Source organism: Pleionea sp. CnH1-48 (genome assembly GCF_024124665.1).
GTDB lineage: Bacteria > Pseudomonadota > Gammaproteobacteria > Enterobacterales > Kangiellaceae > JAMXSB01.
Window position 1 is genome coordinate 128166 of sequence record NZ_JAMXSB010000001.1, and the last position, 21139, is coordinate 149304.

At 42.8% G+C, this 21139-nt stretch carries 18 protein-coding genes; 11 read left to right on the plus strand and 7 right to left on the minus strand.

Going from position 1 to position 21139, the window contains the following annotated elements; all coding sequences use genetic code 11:
* Window positions 1-393: 393 nt before the first annotated feature.
* From NH399_RS00590 to acnB, 3 genes are all read right to left on the minus strand, one after another.
* The gene (locus tag NH399_RS00590; protein WP_253036465.1) at window positions 394-831 is read right to left on the minus strand and encodes a hypothetical protein; all 438 of its coding nucleotides are present in this window, start codon (window positions 829-831) and stop codon (window positions 394-396) included.
* A gap of 21 nt (window positions 832-852) precedes the next feature.
* Window positions 853-1212, minus strand: a complete 360-nt coding sequence (locus NH399_RS00595) for a hypothetical protein (protein ID WP_253036466.1) — start codon at window positions 1210-1212, stop codon at window positions 853-855.
* Window positions 1213-1333: 121 nt separating this feature from the next.
* Window positions 1334-3928 (minus strand): bifunctional aconitate hydratase 2/2-methylisocitrate dehydratase, encoded by a 2595-nt coding sequence (gene acnB, locus NH399_RS00600; protein WP_253036467.1) that lies wholly within the window; start codon window positions 3926-3928, stop codon window positions 1334-1336.
* 546 nt (window positions 3929-4474) lie between these two features.
* On the opposite strand from acnB, the gene purB reads away from it, so the two are divergent.
* From purB to NH399_RS00625, 5 genes are read left to right on the plus strand one after another with little or no spacing between them, the layout of a single operon-like run.
* Entirely contained in the window at window positions 4475-5839 is a 1365-nt protein-coding gene (purB, locus tag NH399_RS00605) for an adenylosuccinate lyase (RefSeq protein ID WP_253036468.1), read from the plus strand.
* Window positions 5840-5869: 30 nt separating this feature from the next.
* Window positions 5870-7081 carry a cupin domain-containing protein gene (locus tag NH399_RS00610; protein ID WP_253036469.1) on the plus strand — a complete coding sequence of 404 codons (1212 nt, stop codon included), beginning with the start codon at window positions 5870-5872 and terminating at the stop codon, window positions 7079-7081.
* Window positions 7082-7097: 16 nt separating this feature from the next.
* Complete coding sequence (locus NH399_RS00615) at window positions 7098-7553, plus strand: GNAT family N-acetyltransferase (protein ID WP_253036470.1); 456 nt, start codon at window positions 7098-7100, stop codon at window positions 7551-7553.
* Between the two features lie 30 nt (window positions 7554-7583).
* Window positions 7584-8090, plus strand: coding sequence for a hypothetical protein (locus tag NH399_RS00620; RefSeq protein ID WP_253036471.1), 507 nt, complete (start codon window positions 7584-7586; stop codon window positions 8088-8090).
* Entirely contained in the window at window positions 8087-8839 is a 753-nt protein-coding gene (locus NH399_RS00625; protein ID WP_253036472.1) for a hypothetical protein, read from the plus strand. The genes NH399_RS00620 and NH399_RS00625 overlap by 4 nt, the downstream gene beginning before the upstream one ends.
* 23 nt (window positions 8840-8862) lie before the next feature.
* Here NH399_RS00625 and NH399_RS00630 read toward each other — a convergent pair whose 3' ends face one another.
* From NH399_RS00630 to NH399_RS00645, 4 genes are all read right to left on the minus strand, one after another.
* Complete coding sequence (locus NH399_RS00630; RefSeq protein WP_253036473.1) at window positions 8863-9627, minus strand: ABC transporter substrate-binding protein; 765 nt, start codon at window positions 9625-9627, stop codon at window positions 8863-8865.
* Between the two features lie 105 nt (window positions 9628-9732).
* Window positions 9733-10776 carry a mechanosensitive ion channel domain-containing protein gene (locus NH399_RS00635; RefSeq protein ID WP_253036474.1) on the minus strand — a complete coding sequence of 348 codons (1044 nt, stop codon included), beginning with the start codon at window positions 10774-10776 and terminating at the stop codon, window positions 9733-9735.
* A gap of 19 nt (window positions 10777-10795) precedes the next feature.
* Entirely contained in the window at window positions 10796-11305 is a 510-nt protein-coding gene (locus NH399_RS00640) for a GNAT family N-acetyltransferase (RefSeq protein WP_253036475.1), read from the minus strand.
* Window positions 11306-11338: 33 nt separating this feature from the next.
* Entirely contained in the window at window positions 11339-12205 is an 867-nt protein-coding gene (locus NH399_RS00645; protein ID WP_253036476.1) for a LytTR family DNA-binding domain-containing protein, read from the minus strand.
* Window positions 12206-12373: 168 nt separating this feature from the next.
* On the opposite strand from NH399_RS00645, the gene NH399_RS00650 reads away from it, so the two are divergent.
* From NH399_RS00650 to NH399_RS00675, 6 genes are all read left to right on the plus strand, one after another.
* Window positions 12374-13591, plus strand: coding sequence for an acyltransferase family protein (locus NH399_RS00650; RefSeq protein WP_253036477.1), 1218 nt, complete (start codon window positions 12374-12376; stop codon window positions 13589-13591).
* 162 nt (window positions 13592-13753) lie between these two features.
* On the plus strand, window positions 13754-16021 hold the full coding sequence (locus tag NH399_RS00655) for an RND family transporter (RefSeq protein WP_253036478.1): 2268 nt from the start codon (window positions 13754-13756) through the stop codon (window positions 16019-16021).
* Window positions 16022-16320: 299 nt separating this feature from the next.
* Complete coding sequence (locus NH399_RS00660) at window positions 16321-16845, plus strand: hemerythrin domain-containing protein (protein ID WP_253036479.1); 525 nt, start codon at window positions 16321-16323, stop codon at window positions 16843-16845.
* A gap of 317 nt (window positions 16846-17162) precedes the next feature.
* Window positions 17163-19142 carry an FAD-dependent oxidoreductase gene (locus NH399_RS00665; RefSeq protein WP_253036480.1) on the plus strand — a complete coding sequence of 660 codons (1980 nt, stop codon included), beginning with the start codon at window positions 17163-17165 and terminating at the stop codon, window positions 19140-19142.
* A 19-nt stretch (window positions 19143-19161) separates the two neighbouring features.
* Window positions 19162-20514 carry an ammonia-forming cytochrome c nitrite reductase subunit c552 gene (locus NH399_RS00670; protein WP_253036481.1) on the plus strand — a complete coding sequence of 451 codons (1353 nt, stop codon included), beginning with the start codon at window positions 19162-19164 and terminating at the stop codon, window positions 20512-20514.
* 12 nt (window positions 20515-20526) lie between these two features.
* The gene (locus NH399_RS00675) at window positions 20527-21096 is read left to right on the plus strand and encodes a DUF3365 domain-containing protein (protein ID WP_253036482.1); all 570 of its coding nucleotides are present in this window, start codon (window positions 20527-20529) and stop codon (window positions 21094-21096) included.
* The last annotated feature ends 43 nt before the right edge of the window (window positions 21097-21139 follow it).

Below are 21139 nucleotides of genomic sequence, written 5' to 3' on the forward strand. Positions count from 1 at the left end.
TTACAGCTAGCAATATTTATAACAAAATATTGCAAAAACAGAAGCTTAACCCCTTTACTTTATGCCCTTATTCTATATCGAAGGCAAGATTGTTTAGTATTCGAGCAAAGCTAACACAAAGCATTCAGTAATTCGCCAAAGCCCGCTGCATTAGTCCGGCCTTCGACTTTCTATTTATCAATTAGGTCGACAAAAAAAACTTGAGCAGCCTAACATCTCATTGTGCAGCCCATCATACTTAACTGGAGACAAATTTCTACCTAAGACTGATAAAGAAGATAAAAAGCAAGAATTTACCGACCAAAAAATCTCATAGAGAGTTAAAAAAAAGAAAGCAATGCGCGTCTTTAATTAATCCAGATTGACGCGCCTTATAAAGTCTGTTGCTTTTTACTAAGCAGCACCGAATGCCTGAGCAAAGGTCGATTGATAAAAATTTAAAAAGATAAGCGTTGTTGCAATCAAAAAAACATAAGGAAAGGCGACCGTGGGTCGCAGAGAGTTTTTAAAATACTCTAAAAATAGTCCTACAACACCAGGACGCTGTGCCTCCCAGGCGCTGTGAAGCTGAAAAGGCGTTAGTTCGTTACCTGACGATATGGCCTGTTCAATAGTCAATAAACGCTCACCCAATCGGTTTTGAAAGGTTTTATAAATAGCTTCCTGTAACCATAAGCCGGCTACCAGTAAGACAGCTCCCCACGCTACAAAAGGAACTGCGATACCCACCAATGCAATCACAAATGCCAGCAACTTAATCCAGAGACCGCTGCGCTCCAGTTGTTCGTGCTGGTTTTGTAGAATCGTCCATTCTTGCCGAAGATCACTCACAGATTGTTCTCCAAAAAATACTTAACTCAGCTTAACTAATTGCTCACCATCGGCACTGATTTCAAGAAACATATCCTGTCCCTTAACCTCATCCCCTGGATCGCACTGCACACTCTTACCAAAACGTTGATGCAGCTCTCTGGCACATTCTGCGTCGGTCTCCCAAGGCGCGTAAATTGAGTTAAACCAAACTCCAACAAAAGCACCGTCTTCAACATTCTTCTGGATGAAGATAGGCAAAACCTCTCCGCCTGCTTTGCCATGATAAACCAGCAGTTCATCGTCTTCTGCAATTTTCTTTACAGTACCAATTTTATCTTCGATCCAAGTGACCAGTTCATCCAGATCAACGCTTTCAATATATACTTCGGTATCAGCCATTTTTACATTCTCAGTATCAAGCAAGTGGTCGCGCACGCATCATAACAAAAGTTTATGACGACGTGAAAAGTAAAAAAGCCCGCAAAGCGGGCTTCTTATTTTGAGTCAAGCAAAGAGATTTTTAAGACTCAACGGTTACCAGATTTTCTACTGGAATCGTCACCGCTGCGGCTTTCTCTTTGTATTCTTCCATCTGGTGGAAGTTCATGTACACATAGATGTCATCGGCCATAGAGTCGATGCTCTTAGCATACTCCAGGTACTCTGCAGGCGTCGGTAACTTACCCATTACCGAGGCAACCGCAGCCAGTTCTGCTGATGCCAGATAGACATTAGCTCCCTGCCCCAGACGGTTAGGGAAGTTACGTGTAGAAGTCGACACAACCGTTGACTTAGGTGCCACACGAGCCTGGTTACCCATACACAACGAACATCCAGGCATCTCCATACGAGCGCCAGAACGGCCAAAGATGTTGTAGTAACCTTCTTCCATCAGCTGATGCTCGTCCATCTTGGTGGGCGGTGCCAACCACAAGCGAGTTTTTAATGTACCCGCGTCAACCTGATCTAACAGCTTACCAGCCGCACGGAAATGACCAATATTGGTCATACATGAACCGATGAACACCTCATCAATGGTATCGCCTTCAACGTCGCTTAATTTACGCGCATCGTCTGGATCGTTAGGCGCACACAAAATAGGCTCATTCACCTCTGCCAAATCAATCTCGATAACCGCAGCGTACTCGGCGTCGGCGTCAGCAGCCATCAATTCTGGTTTCGCTAACCATTCTTCCATCTTTTCAATACGACGACTGATCGTACGAACATCACCGTAACCGTTAGCAATCATCCACTTCAACAAGACGATGTTTGACTGCAGGTATTCAGAAACAGAATCTTCGCTTAATTGAATCGTACAACCTGCCGCTGAACGCTCAGCAGAAGCATCCGATAACTCAAACGCCTGCTCAACAGTCAAATCGGTCAAACCTTCGATTTCCAGTACACGACCAGAGAAGATGTTTTTCTTGCCCGCTTTTTCAACCGTCAACAAGCCTTGTTGAATAGCGTAATAAGGAATGGCATGAACCAAATCACGTAATGTGATGCCTGGTTGCATTTCGCCTTTAAAGCGCACTAATACTGACTCTGGCATGTCCAGAGGCATAACGCCTGTAGCCGCCGCAAACGCCACCAAGCCAGAACCCGCAGGGAAAGAAATACCCATCGGAAAACGAGTATGCGAATCACCACCCGTACCAACAGTATCAGGCAATAACATACGGTTTAACCATGAGTGGATAATCCCGTCACCAGGACGCAGAGATACACCACCACGATTCATAATGAAATCAGGCAGTGTGTGTTGTGTATCAATATCAACAGGCTTAGGATAAGCCGCCGTGTGACAGAAAGACTGCATCACTAAATCAGCTGAGAAGCCAAGACAAGCCAAATCTTTCAACTCATCACGAGTCATAGGCCCGGTAGTATCCTGAGAACCTACGGTTGTCATGCGTGGCTCGCAATATTGACCAGGACGTACGCCCTCAACGCCACAGGCTTTACCGACCATTTTCTGTGCTAATGTGAAGCCTTTGCCACTATCAGCAACCGCTGCAGGCTTAGCAAAAATGTCGGTTTCTGGTAGACCTAAATGCTCTCGAGCACGAGTGGTTAAACCACGGCCAACGATCAGTGGAATACGTCCGCCAGCACGAACTTCGTCGAGCAACACATCTGTTTTTAATTCGAAGGTGGTTAATAACTCACCATTTTTCTCAACTTTACCCTCGTAAGGATAAACATCAATCACATCACCCATCTCTAATTGAGTGACATCAAACTCAATGGGTAATGCCCCCGCGTCTTCCATAGTATTGAAGAAGATAGGAGCAATTTTGCCACCAAAACAGAAGCCACCGGCACGCTTGTTAGGAACATAAGGAATGTCGTCACCCATCAACCACAATACAGAGTTGGTGGCTGATTTACGTGAAGACCCAGTACCAACAACATCACCAACGTAGGCAACAGGATGGCCTTTCTTTTTTAAATCTTCGATGATTTCTAAAGGATTACCGTCGATACCTTCACGAGGGTTTTTCAACATCGCAAGAGAGTGAAGAGGAATATCAGGACGTGACCAGGCATCTTGAGCAGGTGATAAATCGTCAGTGTTGGTTTCACCTGGTACTTTAAATACCGTTACTGTGGTTTTCTTGGCAACTTCAGGCTTGCTGGTAAACCATTCAGCTTCTGCCCAAGACTTAACTACGGCTTCAGCAACTGCGTTACCCGCTTTGGCTTTGTCAGCTACATCATGGAATGCATCAAACATTAATAATGTATGCTTTAGTTTTTCACCAACTAGCTCAGCCAGCTCGGCATCGTCCAATAACTCAACCAGAGTTGCAATGTTATAGCCGCCTAACATGGTGCCCAATAACTCGGTCGCATGAGTTTTATCAAGCAGTGGAGAAGTCACCTCGCCTTTGGCAACCGCAGCTAGAAAACCCGCCTTAACATACGCCGCTTCGTCTACACCTGGTGGCACACGGTGAGTTAACAACTCGATCAAAAACTCTTCTTCTCCCGCAGGAGGATTTTTGACTAGTTCAACAAGTTCATTAACCTGATCGGCATCAAGAGGTTTAGGAGGGATGCCTTGAGCGGCACGTTCTTCGACATGTTTTCTATACGCTTCTAACACGCTTTGGTCCTCGTAATTGTCGCTACAACTCTAGGTAAGAATGTAGATAAGTTTAGGCGAGAATACTTGCTTTTCTCGACCAGTTCCTGAAAATTTGGGACCAAATTATAGCTTATATGCACTGCAAAATAAATCACCTAAGGACGAATAAGATTGCATCTCGAGCTTTCTTTGATAAGGGATTCAAGGGTTTATGAATGCTTTTTATCCAACCTCAGAAGTTGGTGAACGTCCTGCTTCCCGCTAAACCTCATCAATAAAATTAAGCCTTGGGTGAAGTTTTGGCGCAAAGACGCTTCCACCTCTGGAAACAATATGGCACTTCCTTTATGAATAAGTATGCAGCATTTTTATTACCCATCCGTTGCCTCTTTATAAAGTAACAGTTCCAGTTACGGTACAAAGGTCAGTGCTACTTAGGGCCTCAAAATAGCTCTAAAAGTGCTACGCAAGAACTAAAAGTACTAAAATACCATTCAACAATGCTAGAATAGCGCGCCTAAAATATTGTGTTGTTTATTTTATAACCCCTTTTGAGGATGATTCATGGAACTGTCTGCACTTACTGCAATCTCTCCTGTCGACGGCCGTTATGGCTCAAAAGCTGCTGAGCTTAGAGAAATCTTTAGTGAATTTGGCTTAATCAAATATCGTACTACCGTTGAAGTACGCTGGTTACAAAAGCTGGCGGCAACCGCAGATATCGCCGAAGTGCCCGCCTTCTCTGATGAAGCTAATGCATTATTAGATAGCATTGTTGCTAACTTTTCTGAAGCCGATGCTCAGCGTGTTAAAACCATCGAAGCAACAACCAATCACGACGTTAAAGCCGTAGAATACTTCCTCAAAGAAAAAACCGCAGACAATGCAGAAGTTTCAGCAGTCAGTGAGTTCATCCACTTTGCTTGTACTTCAGAAGACATTAACAACTTATCTTATGGCTTAATGCTAAAAGACGCAGCTGATGTGATTGATGCTCAGCAAACTCAAGTGATCGACGCTATCCGCAGTCTGGCTCATGAGCACGCATCGGTTCCAATGATGTCACGTACTCACGGCCAACCAGCCAGCCCTTCGACTATGGGTAAAGAAATGGCCAACGTGGTTGCACGCTTACGCCGCCAGCTGGATCAGTTTAAGAAAGTAGAACTGCTAGGAAAAATCAACGGTGCTGTTGGTAACTACAACGCTCACTTGTCGGCTTATCCTCAAGTAGACTGGGTCGTTTTTGCCGAAGAGTTTGTTACCAGCCTGGGTTTAACCTGGAACCCCTACACCACTCAAATTGAGCCACACGATTACATTGCAGAATACTTCGATGCCATCACCCGATTTAACACCATCTTGATCGATTTCGACCGTGATGTTTGGGGTTACATTGCTTTAGGTCACTTTAAGCAAAAAACCGTTGCTGGCGAAATCGGCTCTTCAACCATGCCACACAAAGTTAACCCTATCGACTTTGAAAACTCAGAAGGTAACCTGGGCATCGCCAATGCGCTCTTTACTCATCTGGGTCAAAAACTTCCTGTGTCACGTTGGCAGCGAGACTTATCAGACTCAACGGCATTACGTGCGTTAGGTATGGGAGTTGCTCACTCTCTGATTGCTTACAAAGCATCTCTTAAAGGCATTAGCAAACTCGAAGTCAATGCACAGTCGCTACTTGACGAACTGAATGCAAACTGGGAGCTGTTGGCCGAGCCAATCCAGACCGTCATGCGTCGTTATGGCATCGAAAAACCCTACGAGAAGCTAAAAGAGTTAACTCGCGGTAAGCGTGTTGACGAAGCAGGCATGCACGTATTTATCGATAGCCTGGAACTGCCAGATGCCGTAAAAGCAGAACTCAAACAACTCACACCAGCCAACTATATTGGCAACGCGATTGAGCAAGCAAACAAGATTTAACCCGTTCTTTCGTTACTCAGGTGCCAATAATTGGCACCTGAGCTCTTCTCTTTTCTTCAGCCTATCCGATACCTTGTCATGACCGTCCATGCTCTGGGCTCACTAAGCCCTCAACAATTTCTTAACGAATACTGGCAAAAAAAGCCCTTAGTCATACGTCAGGCATTCTCTGGCTTTAAAGATTTTTTGTCACCCGAAGAACTCGCTGGTCTCGCATTGGAAGAAGACGTAGAAGCTCGTCTGATCCAGCAAGAAGACGATCAGTGGCAGGTTCAATGCGGTCCGCTGGAAGAAGAAGATTTTCTGACTCTGCCAGAATCTCACTGGACCTTGCTTGTACAAACTCTGGAACATTGGCTACCAGAAGTTAAAGAGTTGCAACAGGCCTTTAGCTTTTTGCCCGATTGGCGCCACGACGATGTCATGGTGAGTTATGCCACTCAGGGTGGTGGTGTTGGTCCTCATATAGACCAATACGATGTGTTTTTGATTCAAGGACAAGGCAAGCGTCACTGGCGTGTGGGAGAGCCCAAAGCGTCGATACAAGAAATCAGGCCTCACCCTGATCTTAAACAAATAGCAGATTTTGACGCTATCATCGATGTGGTTCTGGAACCCGGTGATCTCCTTTATATTCCACCACAAACAGCGCACGACGGCATTGCTATCGATGCCTCCATGACCTATTCCATCGGTTTTCGCGCGCCCGACCATAACGCTCTGTTAAGCCAACTGTTGCTCAACTTGATGGACAGTGAAGAAAATCATCAATCACGCTACTCCGACAAAGATCGCCAGTTCACCCCTACGTCAGCCCAGCTCGATCAGGACATAGTTACCTGGTGCCGTCAGGCATTAACATCGATGACGGACACCCAGCTTTTGACAGCCTTCGGTCAACTGGTGACCCGTCCTAAATATGAACAAGAGCCCCAAGCTTCTATTACGGGTGAAGAACTGCGTTATCAGCTACAAACTTCCGAGTTTTCATTAGTCAAAAATGGTGACAGCACCTTCACTTATTTTTATGAGCAAGAACAAACCAGCGACGCTTTTTTAATACTTATGGCAGACGGAGAAAACCATAAATTTCAAGGGCAATATGGCGTCTTGATAGAAAATATCTCCAATAATAATATTCTACCCTCAAAAGAATTAGAAAATTCATTTCAAGACATTGATTTTCTTAATGAGATTGCTAGTCTTATAAATAGAGGCTGTATAATTATTAAGCAGGATTAATGAGCCTGAGGGTGACATGACAAACGATTATATTATTCGCCAGGTAAACTGGTCTGATGCGCAACAAGAATTGATCCAAATTCGCCAAAAAGTTTTTATTTGTGAACAACGTGTTGACCCTCATATTGAGCAAGACGGAAAAGATCAGGATTGTTTTCACGTACTGGTAACCACCCTCGAAGGTGAAGCCATTGGCACTGGCCGCATTACCAAGAAAGGAAAAATAGGTCGAGTTGCCGTGTTATTGCCCTTTCGTGGCAAAGGACTGGGTTCCGAAATACTGCAAAAACTCACCGAAATTGCGCAAGAACAAAGTATTCTCTGTCTCCATTTGAATGCCCAAATCAAGGCTCAACCTTTTTATGAGCGCCATGCGTTCGTTGCCGACGGGCCTGTTTTTATGGAAGCAGGCATCCCGCACCGTCCAATGTTGCGGCACCTTGACCCCATTGCCCACCAAATGAGAACATAGACTTACACTAAGCTCACTCTCGCCACCTCTATGACCGATACAGATAACCCTCAGGATCTGTCCGAGCGACAGCTGCTGCAAACCTGGGCACAACATCAAACATTTGCGCTAGATATGTTTAAGCAGGCCAAGCGGACTGTGGATATATTCAGTGCCGATCTGGATCCACAGGTATTAAATGATCGGTCAATAGAGAAAGCCTTATCGGATCTGGCCCGACGTAGCCGTTACTCTCAAATACGCCTACTGGTTTACACCATACGTCCAATGCTTCAGTGCCAACACCGACTCATTACTTTGTATCAATCACTATCGAGCTATGTACATATTCGTGTTGTACCCGCACAACTGCAGCAGGCACCTTATGCTTTTTATCTAGCTGATGAGCGTAGCCTTGTGTATCGCCCTTTTTATACCCAAACAGAGGGCGAAGGTCGTTTAGACGCACCACTAGAAGTTAAAGAACGGCGGCAGTTTTTTGATGAACTATGGCAACAAAGTGAGATCGCCAGCGAACTACGAGTGCTAGGAATATGATAACTCGAATCAGCCTCATAGTTCTTTTGCTACTCTGCTCCAGTGATCTGGTTGCCAAACTCTACATTCATCAACTGAACCACCGCTCTGCTGATGAAGTAAAAGCACTCATTGAGCCTCACCTGAAATACAACGAAAAGATCAGCGCTAGCCGATTTCAACTCATTTTAAATGTGTCACCCAAACGCTACGAAGATCTTAAGCCCTTGATTAACGAGTTGGATAAAGCACCTGGTCAATGGCTGGTGCAAATCAAGTCAGAAAAACACCATCGCCGCAAAGCTAATCAACATGAAACGACGGTTACCGTCGGGCCTCATAACAGTGGTATCCGTGTAGACGCCCATTCCACTCGCGATAGAGGCAATAATCAAGAGTTTCGTTCAGTTAGAGTGATGCAGGGTAAATCTGCATTTATCGGAACCAGTCAATTGCTCCCTGGTGGCTTTCTACTCTACGGCCAAGGCCAAACCATTACATTATTTCAAACCATTACCGATGGTTTCTATATCACACCCGTTATTGCCAGAGACGATCAAGTGCGAGTCTCTTTGTCTTTAAAGCATCAATCCCAAACCAAACAACGCGCTATAAACGAACAGCAGCAGCTATCTACCGAACTTTGGTTAACAGAAGATACCTGGAGCCTCATTGGCAGTAATCGACAATCGGGCAGTCATAAAAGCTTAAGCACTCGCGATCGCAAATTTGAAGCAACCGACGTTTATATTCGACTAATAAAGAAATAACCCGATACGGTAATATGCTTATACTAAGGCAGTTTTAGCTGAATATTGTATTGGCGTTTCAAGGTTTCTAATGGCTCCTTTTTACTTAAAAACTCATTAAAAGACTTGAGAAATTCTTGTTGTTTGATCGTTGAAGCTTTGTAGTTTGACTGAATCATAGGAAAGTCAGATCGAAAAATAATTTTCTGGTTAAGAGGCACCTGAATCAAACTTTCTAAACTAAAATTACTGAGAAAGTGTTCAATCAGTACTTTATTAAAATAGGCTCCCTGGATCTCTTTGTTAAAAAGAGCAAGAATTAACTGTTCAAGATTTTCATAAACTTTAAGCTGAATATGTCCATCGTCTATTCGAGTATAGTAAGGATAAGGATTAAACCCTTTAATAATCCCCAGAGTTGATAGCTTCTCTAATGGCAATGCTCTATTAGCATACATGACAAAAACACCGTCAATATAATCCGTCACAGGCTGACTATAACGAATGCCCGCATTAAGCTTTTTATCTTTTGCCCAATATTCGTTGTCAGGAAAAATAACATCCACTTTGTTATCAATAAGCGCTTGCACTACATCGGTGGGAGGATAAAAAGAAAATTCAAACGAATAACCGGACTGCTTCTCAAAAGCTTCCATAAGTGACTTATAAAAGCCTTTAACTGAGCCATCTTCCGAAGCGTAGTAAGGAAAGTAATCTATATCCTCTACCCCGACTTTTATCTTCTGCCCTTTAGCCTGAGCAGTCAGCATCCATAGCATGCCAATGAAAAAGAGCCCCAGAACCTTCATATTATCTCTTAATTATCACGTTTCTCTTATCAGTATAGATAAAAACCAACATGAGTATAGGCCTGTTGCTCTTTCGTTGATACTCTCTGCAACACCTTATAAAAGTTAAGTATTTAGATTTGCATCCACCGGGGCATCAAAAACAAGTGTAAAAGGTGTGTTTAAACCAATATCATGTTGCCTGGAAAGCTCAAAGGCAATGGTATTGATATGATGTTTAATAGCAATGAGTTTATAAGGATTAGGCACCACATAACGCAAACGCCAGACAACCGCATGATCATCATTATTAACGACAAAAACATCAGGTACTATGGGAGCCATAGAAGGTTCTTTTTTTATTAAAGCTTGCCAAATTTCGGCACACAACTGCTCAACTTCAGCTTTTGACGTTGAATAACCAATCTTAAAGTCCACATAATCAGTCAGTCGATGACAGCTAGATAAGTTTTCAATCACAGCACTTCTTAGTTTGGAATTGTCCAGAACTACATCAGAGTTGTGGACCAGATCTCTCAATGTTGTTTGCAACAAACTCACCTTTTGCACCACTCCCAGAATATTTAATTCCTTTACTCGAATCACAGCACCGGGCTCAATAGTGCGGCTGTAGTGCATCGTTAAGCTACTAATAATATCGCTAAGCAAATAATCCTTACTGGCGTATAGAATTAATATAAACGCCCCAACAACGGAGGAAGCTTGTAACCAATTGTCTAAGTCTAGAATATTTAACAGCGTTACCATAGTCAGTGCTATGACTATCATTAACGCCAACAAACCAATCATGCCACTGGTGTAAGACTTAGCCATCACAACTTCGTCATTCACCGTTCTTTCGGCACCAAAACGATTTAAGATCCACAACTGAATCCAGTGATTAATGCCGTAGGCCACCAGCAAACTTAAACCAATTTGCGAGAACTGTTGCGCCAGGCGGAACTGCAATACACCGGCCACCAAATAAACGCTCAAAAATATTAAGTTAATCAGGCGCAAGCCCACCACTCGGCGTTGAATCACTTTTTCGGAACGATTATTTGCCGACCAACGAATAAAAACACTGGCAGCAAGAAACGTCGTTAGATTAACCACAATAACCATTAAGTCCAACGAGGTAAAAGGTAATGACTGTAACCAGACTGGCATGATAGTAACCTTCTATATGTTATTGTACGGCTGAGACTGGCGTAGAATAAGCCATAGGAATAAATTCCAGGCCATCAGACACCTGCAATTCCCCCATACGGACAAATCCCCACTTTTCGTAAACTTCTAGCGCATACTCAGAGGCATAGACAGTAACCTTTTCGGCTGGAATTGATTCGTTCATTACAAAATTAAGACACGTTTGCCACAAAGCATTAGCGATCCCCTGACGTTGATAATCGCGATCAACATACAACGCAAAAATATGGGAAGCCTCTCGCAACGCTATTACCCCTATCACTTGCCGCTGGGCATTTTTAGCAATCCAGAATTTTTGTCCTTGTTCCCAACGTTGTTGGTTTCGTTCTAACGTAAAAAGGTTATCGAAATGATTTTGTCCTTCACTGGAGAAAGTTTTACCTTGCACGGCTCGAAACACCTTAAGCATGAGCTCGGTTATCGCCGCCAGATCGGAGGGTTCCGCTAAGCCAATTTGATATTCTTGAACACCTTCTATTCTATCACCCACAATGCTCCCCTTTTTCTACCAGCAGCTCTTAAACTAAATAGACAAACGATCCTTCACCTTGGCCCGATACCGACGCGAAAAGTTTAACGCTTGTCCCGTCGACAATATGACGCTGTGATCACCACTTTCTAAAGGCACTATCTCGACAATACGATCCAGATTAACAATATGCGAACGATGGATGCGAACAAACTGCTCGGCGTTCAATTTGGCCTCCATTCCCGTCATGGTTTCTCGTAACGGATACATCTTATTGCCAACGTGCAGATTCATGTAATTGCCCGCCGCCTCAATCCAGTCGATATCTTCTACCCGAATGATAAACTCTTTTCCCAGCTTTTTGATCAATAAGCGAGTCGGTTTTTCAGACTGTTCTGTCTCTTCTCCCTCCTGAATCACTCGAGCTTCGCCTTTTAAGCGACTTAAAATAAACCGATAGCTGTACAGCACCAGCATAATTGAACCGTAGGTTAGCAAGTCTTTACGATACTCATAAAAAAACTCACGTCCCCAATGTCCAAAATCATACTCAGAACCTGCCCACCAATAGGCCAACTGTCGTAACGCCACCATGCCACTCACATGCAGCAATGCATAAACCAATGTGGCTAATAAGTGATAGCTAAGGTGTCGTCGAATCACTCCATAGTGCAATGGATAATGGCGGTCAACCAACAAAATAAAGCCTATCAGAATCAGCCCAACGACGGTGCTAGAAAACTCCCATACAAAAGGTTCCCAGCTGCCAATAGAATCTCCGCGACGGGCATACTCCATCAGTACAGAAGTCGCATTGATGACGGCATTAATCACGCCGATAAACACCCAAAAAGTGACTTCCCAGGCTCGTTGATGGCGTTCGAACGCAGCAAAAAGTGGCGTTTTTGCGTCACTGTTCATAATACTTCACTTGTATAAGTTTTCTTAACCAAACCGCTTGTCACTCTATTATGCCGCTTACACCAACTTCCATAATATCAATCACTTAGCCATTGATAAAGTGCTATTTAATCAGCAACCTGAACACATGTCACTCATTCAATAATGACCATAAGCAAGGAATTTTTAATGACTGCAATCGTTCAGGAAAACACCATCAGCACACCGACACCTCCCCAGCGTCGCTATGATCTGGACTGGCTCAGAATCCTGGTATTTGGTGTTCTAATTTTGTACCACATCGGGATGCTATACACACAAAACTGGGGCTTCCATATTAAGAGTAGCTACCTCAGCGAATCTCTGGAAAATCTGATGTTGCTGGTCAATCGCTGGCGGTTACCCATTCTGTTTTTAATATCAGGCATAGCCATCCGCTTTGCACTCAATAAAATGAGTGGGCTAAAGTTTGTCGGCCAACGCAGTCTGCGGCTGTTAATTCCCCTGATGTTTGGTGTTCTGGTGGTTGTGCCTCCTCAACTCTATTTCGAGATGACACAAAAGGGAGATCTGGCTCTATCTTATTGGGAGTTCTATCAGGCCTTCTTTGATCTTGACCATCCTTTGTTCGAAAACTATCAATCAGGCATCTTACCTCACATGGATGTGAATCATCTTTGGTACATACGAGAGCTATGGAAGTTCTCCATCGTACTCTTAATCATCACTCCCCTGCTCAACGCTCGTTGGGTACAGTCAGCGGTTGACTCACTAGCAGCTAGCGGCAGTAAAACCGCGCTAATTCTTGTTCCTGTAGTGATACTATCGATACTGGGTGTCAGTCTATTCCCCAGTGATTCCGACGGCTATCGCGAAGCACTCGGTTTTAGCTTTCTGATTTTTGGTTACTTAATCGGCTGGCATCATCAATTGTGGGAGTTAATAAAAGCCACCCGTCGTGTTGCTTTAGTCATTGCTCTGCTGAGTTATGGTTTAGTGCTTTTCTATTACCACAGCTTCTGGTTACCGGGGACAACGGACTTCCCTTGGTGGGGGAAAGCTCTGGAAGCCCTGGGAGCCTATCTAAATCGCTGGAGTTGGGTGTTGGCTGTGCTGGGTTATGGTGCAACTTATCTGAATCACCCCGGACGATGGCGCGATTACTTTAATGATGCTGTCTATCCGTATTTCATACTGCATCAGAGCATTATGATCATCGCAGCTTACCCACTTATTCAACTCAAACTGGGAGGGTTGACAGAATTTGCTGCGGTTCTGTTCATTACCATTGCAGGCTGTGCGATTCTGTTTGAAGTGATTCGCCGAGTGAATCTCCTGCGGCTACTCTTTGGTCTTAAAATGCTTCCACCCAGACAACACTGTCATAATCAACTGACCACATCTTAGCGCTCATTCTCTTGTGGCTTCATGGGTATCCGTGAGTCACAAGAACCCATACAAGGTCTTTAATAAGTCAGGATTTACATCTAATATCAACGTGTGGGGGGCTGCTAATTTTTGGCTGAATAATTTTAAATAAACAACACGCAACAAAAGGCAAAGGAAATCTTGAATCTGCCAACTCTCTTTAAGTTAAACCTCCGTTATGGCGGAATACTAAGCTTAGCGATTCTGATACTCGCTTTGCTTGGTTTGCCTAATCTCACCCGTTTTTACATCAGCAACGATTTTAAAGTCTACTTTGGCAACGATAATCCTCAGCTGAAAACTCTCAGACAATTTGAGCAAACGTTCAACAGCCAGGATAATCTGGTTATTGTTGTACACTCTTCAGAATCCTTGTTATCACAACAAGGACTCACCGCGATCTATGAATTAACGGAGCAAATCCGCCAATTACCACACATACAAGACAGCCTATCACTCACTCATTATGAATACACTCAAGCCAGTGAAGATGAACTAAAGATCGCACCTTTGATTGGCGAGCTACCCGTAACAGCGCAGAACGTTCGCTTCACACAACACGCCTTACAAGATGATCACCAACTGTATGCCACTTGGCTATCCCCTTCAGAAACCACCGCCTTCGTTCACGCCACGGTTAACATAAAAGAACGCGAGACACCCAAGCAACTCTATCAAGCGGCACTCAACTGGCTAAAACCTTTCCAACAAAAATATCCTGATCTGTCCTTTCAATTGGCAGGCTCTATTATGTCCAATATCACTTTGGAGCAGGCAGTCACTCAAGATTTGATCACTTTAATCCCTATCAGTTACCTCATTATTGTTATAGGGCTGATGGTATTGTTACGCAGTATTCGAGCAGCCATCGTGACCTTAGTGGTTATAACTCTATCAATGTTGATGACCTTCGAAGTGTATAGTTTGTTTAAATGGGAACTCACACCTGTCGCAGGTTTTGTACCCAGTGTTATTCTAACGTTAGCCGTCGCTGACTGTGTTCATATCTATACCAGTTATCAACATGCGTTACGAGAGCTCCATAAGTCACCCGAACAGGCTTCTCTATACAGCTTTAAAATTAATGCCTTGCCCATTACGCTCACTAGCTTCACAACGGCAGTGGGCGTGTTATTTTTAAATTTAAGTGACTCACCGCCCTACCAAGATCTTGGTAATATGATAGCCATTGGTGTTCTTATCGCCTGGTTACTGTCTTTGATCATGGTGCCTTTTGCGCTGACTCATTGGCCTCCTCACTATCCACAACAAACCAAAGCTTCCAATGACAATGTTATAAGACTCGCCCGCTTTGTTACGGGTCATACAAAGATATTTCTGGTTTCTGGAATCATTTTAATCACTTTATGCCTCTTTAGTGTCAGTCAGCTAAAGATTACTGAGTCTTGGTCTGATTATTTTTCAAAATCTTTTGCGTTGAGGCAAACGATTGATCTCATCAACTCGGAGTTTGATCGTCTCCACCGATTAGAAGTCATCTTAACCACAAACAAAACAGACGATAGCATCAATCAGCTAAAACACTTGCAGACACTGGATGCTCTCGAAGAATTTTTAGCAAATCAGCCAGAAGTGACCAAGACACAGAGCTATGTGGGTTTGTTAAAGCAAATGAACAAAAATATGCACGCTAACCAACAGACTTTCTACCAACTGCCAACAACACAGGCGTTAGCGGCTCAGTATCTTTTACTTTACGAACTATCCTCAAATCAAAGTCTGATGCTCAGCCAAGATCATCGTGTCAGTCACATTACAATTAATTTAAAGAAAACTGACTCACAAAAAATCATTGAATTTGAACAACGAGTCAAACATTGGTTCTCTCAGCAAGAAAACCAAGGGCTAGCGCTCGACCTGACTGGATTCGATCTTATTTTTGCTTATCTGGCTGAGCACAATATTCATAGTATGTTATCAGGAAGTATTACCGCACTCTTTGTGATCAGTGTGCTGATGATTTTTATTTTTCGTTCAATAAAACTCGGACTCATCGCTTTCATTCCCAATCTGGCACCCGCTATCATGGCGTATGGGATCTGGTCAGCAACCATTGGTAATATTGACCTTGCACTAACTGTTGTTATTTGCATGGGAATGGGCATCGTAGTTGATGACACGATTCACTTTATTTCTAAATATCATCGTGCCAGCAAATCCGGTCGCTCTACTCAAGAATCCATCGAATACGCCTTCAGTATTGTGGGTAAAGCTTTGTTAACAACAACGGTTATTTTAACCGCAGGTTTTTCTATTTTAATTTTTTCTCCTTTAACACCTACACACCATACGGGAAGTTTATTATCACTTTTGTTGGTCTGTGCTTTAATCATTGACTTCATTATTTTGCCAGCACTGCTTATGATTTTTGCAAATCAAAAAAAATAATAAACAATAAATAATTGATCTTAAAAAAGCCCAAAGTTGTTTGAATTTGGCAAAACAAGCAACTTCAATCTCACAATCAGATTTCTTAACAAATAGAGATATCTCCATTTGAATTTCGGACATCACTTTCTTGAAAGATTTCACGAATTTTTAAAGACAAATTATGAAACAAGTTTTATATTGTAATTTTTCAAATAAGATTAATAGTTAGCGGTTACAATGACCAACCATGTTACTACATTAGTGTTTTTTGTAATCACTGAGCGAATATATCTATTAGAGATGTAAGAGGATTTCTTATGTTTGCTTTCATTACTGATTTTTTTAAAGAACGACCGAAAAAAGAAAACAAAAAATCGGCGACGGTTGTTTCAACCGCAAAGCCTAACAACAACCGTACTATCACTTTTGATGCAACACTGATTCAAGGGTTAAAAGACGATCACTCAAAGTTGGTTGAGTACTATGGCCGCATGTGGAGTGAAGGCTTTGAGAGACAGGACTATCGCAGACTGTCATCAATTCTTGCCGACTTTAAAAGTTTGTTTCAGTCTCACCTGCTTAAAGAGAACGTTAAATTTTACGTTTATCTGGAGCAGTCTTTGGCTGATGATCATCATACGCTTCAAGTCATCAAAGACTTCCGCGTTGATATGAACGACATCGCCAATGCCGTCATTCAATTTTGTAAGCGTTACCAGCACGACGTCTACACTGCCGACATGGAAAGAGACTTTGAAGCAGAGTACAAAACCATCGGTGAAGTATTAACACGACGTGTTACTCTCGAAGAGAATGAACTTTATACACTTTACCGCCCATAATTTGTAAGTCATTAAAACTCATATCACTTACAAGAAAACTATAATGCAGCTTGTCAAGATGTTAAATATTGGTGAAAGTCGAAAAGTGGATAACACACTTATTGTCACCGAAATATTTTTCGTCTAGTATCGATCCCAATAATAAAATGCAATGCGAGCAATGGATTGCTTGCATCAAACAATAAAAATAAAAAGCCTTAACTTCACGCATACTAACAATAACAATAAAAACAAAATTTCCACGAGGACTCGTAGAGTTTTGCTCTTTAGAAAAAGAGCGAGATTTTGTCTAAAGCGTCACATTTAGGTAATAGTCTATGGCACAAGTATTAAAAGATTATTCAGGGTTCAAAACAAAACAAGTAGCGCAAGAAAGTCCTATCATTATTGTTGGTAATGGCCCCATTGGGGTTAGAGCCGCAAAACTTCTTCTTCAGCAAAAAAGTGATGTACCCATACTGATTTTTGGTGATGAAAAAGTCGATCCTTACAATCGCGTACAACTGTCCAATTTTTTATCTGGTCGCTTAGATATTGATGACTTGTTTACTCCTATTGACAGCACTGAAGATTCTCGTGTCACTCAGTATATCGGTAAGCGCATCGTTTTCATTGATCGCGATGCTTACTGCATCAAAGATGATCAAGGCAATATTTACGAATACTCAAAACTAATCCTAGCCACAGGCTCAACGGCTTATGTGCCTGATGTGCCTGGTCAGGATATGCTAGGCGTTCTCACCTTTCGTTCACTGGCAGACGCTTATCGCTTACAACGTTGTAAACAAGCGAATAAAAGAATTTATGTAATAGGCAGCGGTGCATTAGGGCTAGAAACCGCTGTTGCAATGAAAACGCCCGACAATGAAGTATTTATTGAAGCCAGAAAAGGTTTGCTAGCAGGGCAAACCGACGCCCAAGCCTACTCGGTATTAAAAGAATGTATTTTATCTTCCGGCATTAAAATCGTCAGTAAAGATCCGGTGATTAAGCTTATTGGAAACGGGACAGTAAGCGCTGTTCAATTAACCAGTGGCAAAGTGATCGAATGTGATAACGTTATTTTTTGCACTGGTATAAAACCCAATGTCGGTCTTGCCCTTCAAGCAGGGCTTGCAACCAATAAAGGCGTCATTGTTAATCAATACATGCAAACCAGTGATCCCGACGTCTACGCCATTGGAGAATGTTCAGAATACAACGGTATTACCTATGGCGTTGTTGCACCAGGGTTAGAGCAGGCCGCTATCACAGCCAATCATATTCAAGGCATTCGTCAAGCTTATCAAGGTAGTCCGAATAACATTCAAGTGAAACTGGGTAACTACTCCTCAGGTTTTTATGGAGAACTCGACGCCAGCGACTGCGAAGTCTTCGTGTTTAGTAATCGTCTAAAAGGTATTTACCGAAAACTACTGGTCAAAAAAAACCGCGTCATTGGTTTCATTCACATAGGTATATGGGAAGAAGCAGGAAAAGTTCAAACCTATGTGGACAAACAAACCAAAGTAAAACCCAGCCTGTTTAAAAAGTTTGCTAACGAAGGGTTATTATGGGATACCTCGAAAACCTCTAATATTCGCCAACAACCAGAAGATTACGTCGTTTGCCTCTGTGAAAATGTTACTCGTGGCGAACTGACCTGTGCAATGAATCAAGGGAACCGAACACTGGGTACTCTTTGTGATAGAACAGGTGCGGGTACAGTATGCGGCTCATGTAAACCGCTACTGGCAGAGATGTTAGATACGCCCGTTCCTAACTTGGTCATGCGGCATTCCAAGTCCATTTATACGGCGTCTCTTTTAGCACTTTTGTTAATTATTCTTACTATTATATTTGAGCCTCTTTCAATATCGCCAAGCGTACAAGTTAATTGGAAAATAGAAATGCTTTGGTTTGATAATTTTTGGAAACAAGTCAGCGGCTACACATTACTCGGTTTATGTGCCTTAGGTGGTGCTTTATCCCTGCGTAAACGATTTAGTAAATTTTCAGTGGGCAATCTGGATAACTGGCGTTACTTTCATTCAGTTGTTGGTGTCTTAGCGCTTATTATACTGATGATTCATACTGGTTTACGTCTTGGTTCTAATTTGAACTTTGTATTAATGGCGGTGTTTCTTGCGGCAACATTAACGGGTTCTCTTGTCGGCATATTTATGTCTAAAAGTCATCACTGGACAGATTTAAAGCTACGTGAGTATCGTAAGTGGTGGTCTCGTATTCATTACGGTTTACTATGGCTATTACCGACTTTACTGACATACCATATCGTGTCAGTATATTATTATTAGAACAATAAAAATAATAATTATGACTTTGAAAAAAACTGGTTTTATTATTTACGGCATTACAGTGACCTTACTACTCAGTGCCGTTCTTGGTTACAACCTTTTGTCTGGTGATCAATCTTATTTTTTAGCAGGTGATGCCACACACGGTCACTATCAAATTGAGTTAGCATGCAACAGTTGCCATCAAACACCTTTTGCAACCGAAGACGATATGCAAGAAGCTTGCGAAAACTGTCACCAACAAGAACTAAAACGCGTCAATGACTCTCATCCAAAAAAGAAATTTACCGACCCACGTAACGCTGAAATGCTAGAAATGCTGGATGCTCGCTTTTGCGTCAGCTGTCACAAAGAACACAAGCCAGAAATCACTCGTCAATACGGCGTCACCATTGCTGATGACTTTTGCTTCCATTGTCACGAAGAAGTCACCGAAGAACGCCCAAGCCACGCAGACTTTAAGTTTGACACTTGCGCAACCTCAGGCTGTCACAACTATCATGACAACAGCATGTTGTACGAAAAGTTTCTTATGCGAAACATGAAACAAGCGGACGTTAAGAAAAAGCCCAAACTACCCAAACGTAACTCCATGCGCCGATGGCAGAAAAAAAATCCAGAAGTAGATCCTTTACAATTTCATGACCATGATGGGGATAAATTATTTGGTAAAGATGCAATAGAAGCTCACCAGTGGGCAAAGAGCCAGCATGCTCAGGCAGCGGTTAACTGTTCTGGCTGTCATCAAATTAGTAAAGAGCAATCGTCAGAAGTACCTCATTTAAAACAAGCGATAGACACTTGCCGGAGCTGTCACGAAAAACAATTTGAACGCTTTACGCTAGGCAAACATGGTATGCGGATAGCTTCGGGGCTGCCTGCTATGTCTCCCGTTGATGCGCGCCAACCAATGAAGCCTCAATTGCCACACAGCCAGGTTACCTGCCAAAGTTGTCACAACCCTCACACACTGGACATGCAACAAGCAGCGGTAGAATCTTGTCTTAGCTGCCATCAGGATCAGCACTCTGTTAACTATAAGCAGTCCTCTCACTATCAACTTTGGTTAAATGAGGTCGCTGGTGACGGTGCTCCTGGTACTGGTGTAAGTTGTGCCAGTTGTCACATGCCTCGTATAAAGAAAGGAAAAAAAGTAACGGTTGAACACAATCAAAACCGTTATTTAGAACCGAATACTAAAATGCTCAAACCCGTTTGCATGAAATGCCATGGTCTGGAGTTTTCTGTCGCGGCTCTCAGTGACGAAGTCTTGATTGAGACAAACTTCAACAGCAAGCCAGACAAATCACACCCGACCTTTGAGCTAATAAAAAAGCGTTTACAACAACGATTGCAACAGCAATCAAACTAACAAGGAGCCACCATGAAACAGAACAAACTCACTGCATTATGGACAACGCTAGTCGTATCACTGTTCGCTGTTCCGGTTTCGGTTTTTGCACAAAAAAACATTACCCCACAAAAAATGGCAGATGCTATTTTTGCCGTCATCGAATCGGATCGTACGGTGTACACTCGTAATGTAGTTAACCGCTTACAAAATGAAGAAGAAGTATTAACGGCCGAAGAACATTGGCAAGAAGAGCAGGCACTGCCTCTGCCAGCACAGATGCTTCGCATGGGTGCTGAGCGTGTTAACGAAAAAGATGCTGGGTTTACTTATGCCCTACTTTCACTATGGCCAATCAACAAACAAAATAAACCAAAAACAGAACTTGAGAAAAAAGGCCTGGAACATGCAGCCAAAAATGGCAAGAACTTTTACGGTGAAGAAAAATTAGGTAAGAAAACTTACTTTACCGCTGTTTATCCAGATGTCGCTGTATCAGAAGCTTGCGTGAAATGTCACAACGAACATATTGATACGCCGCGCAAAGATTTTAAGCTTGGCGATGTGATGGGCGGCGTGGTCATCCGCATTCCTCTGGATTAGCTGCTAAGCTCTAGATCCCTTATACAACGCCATCTGCTTGATT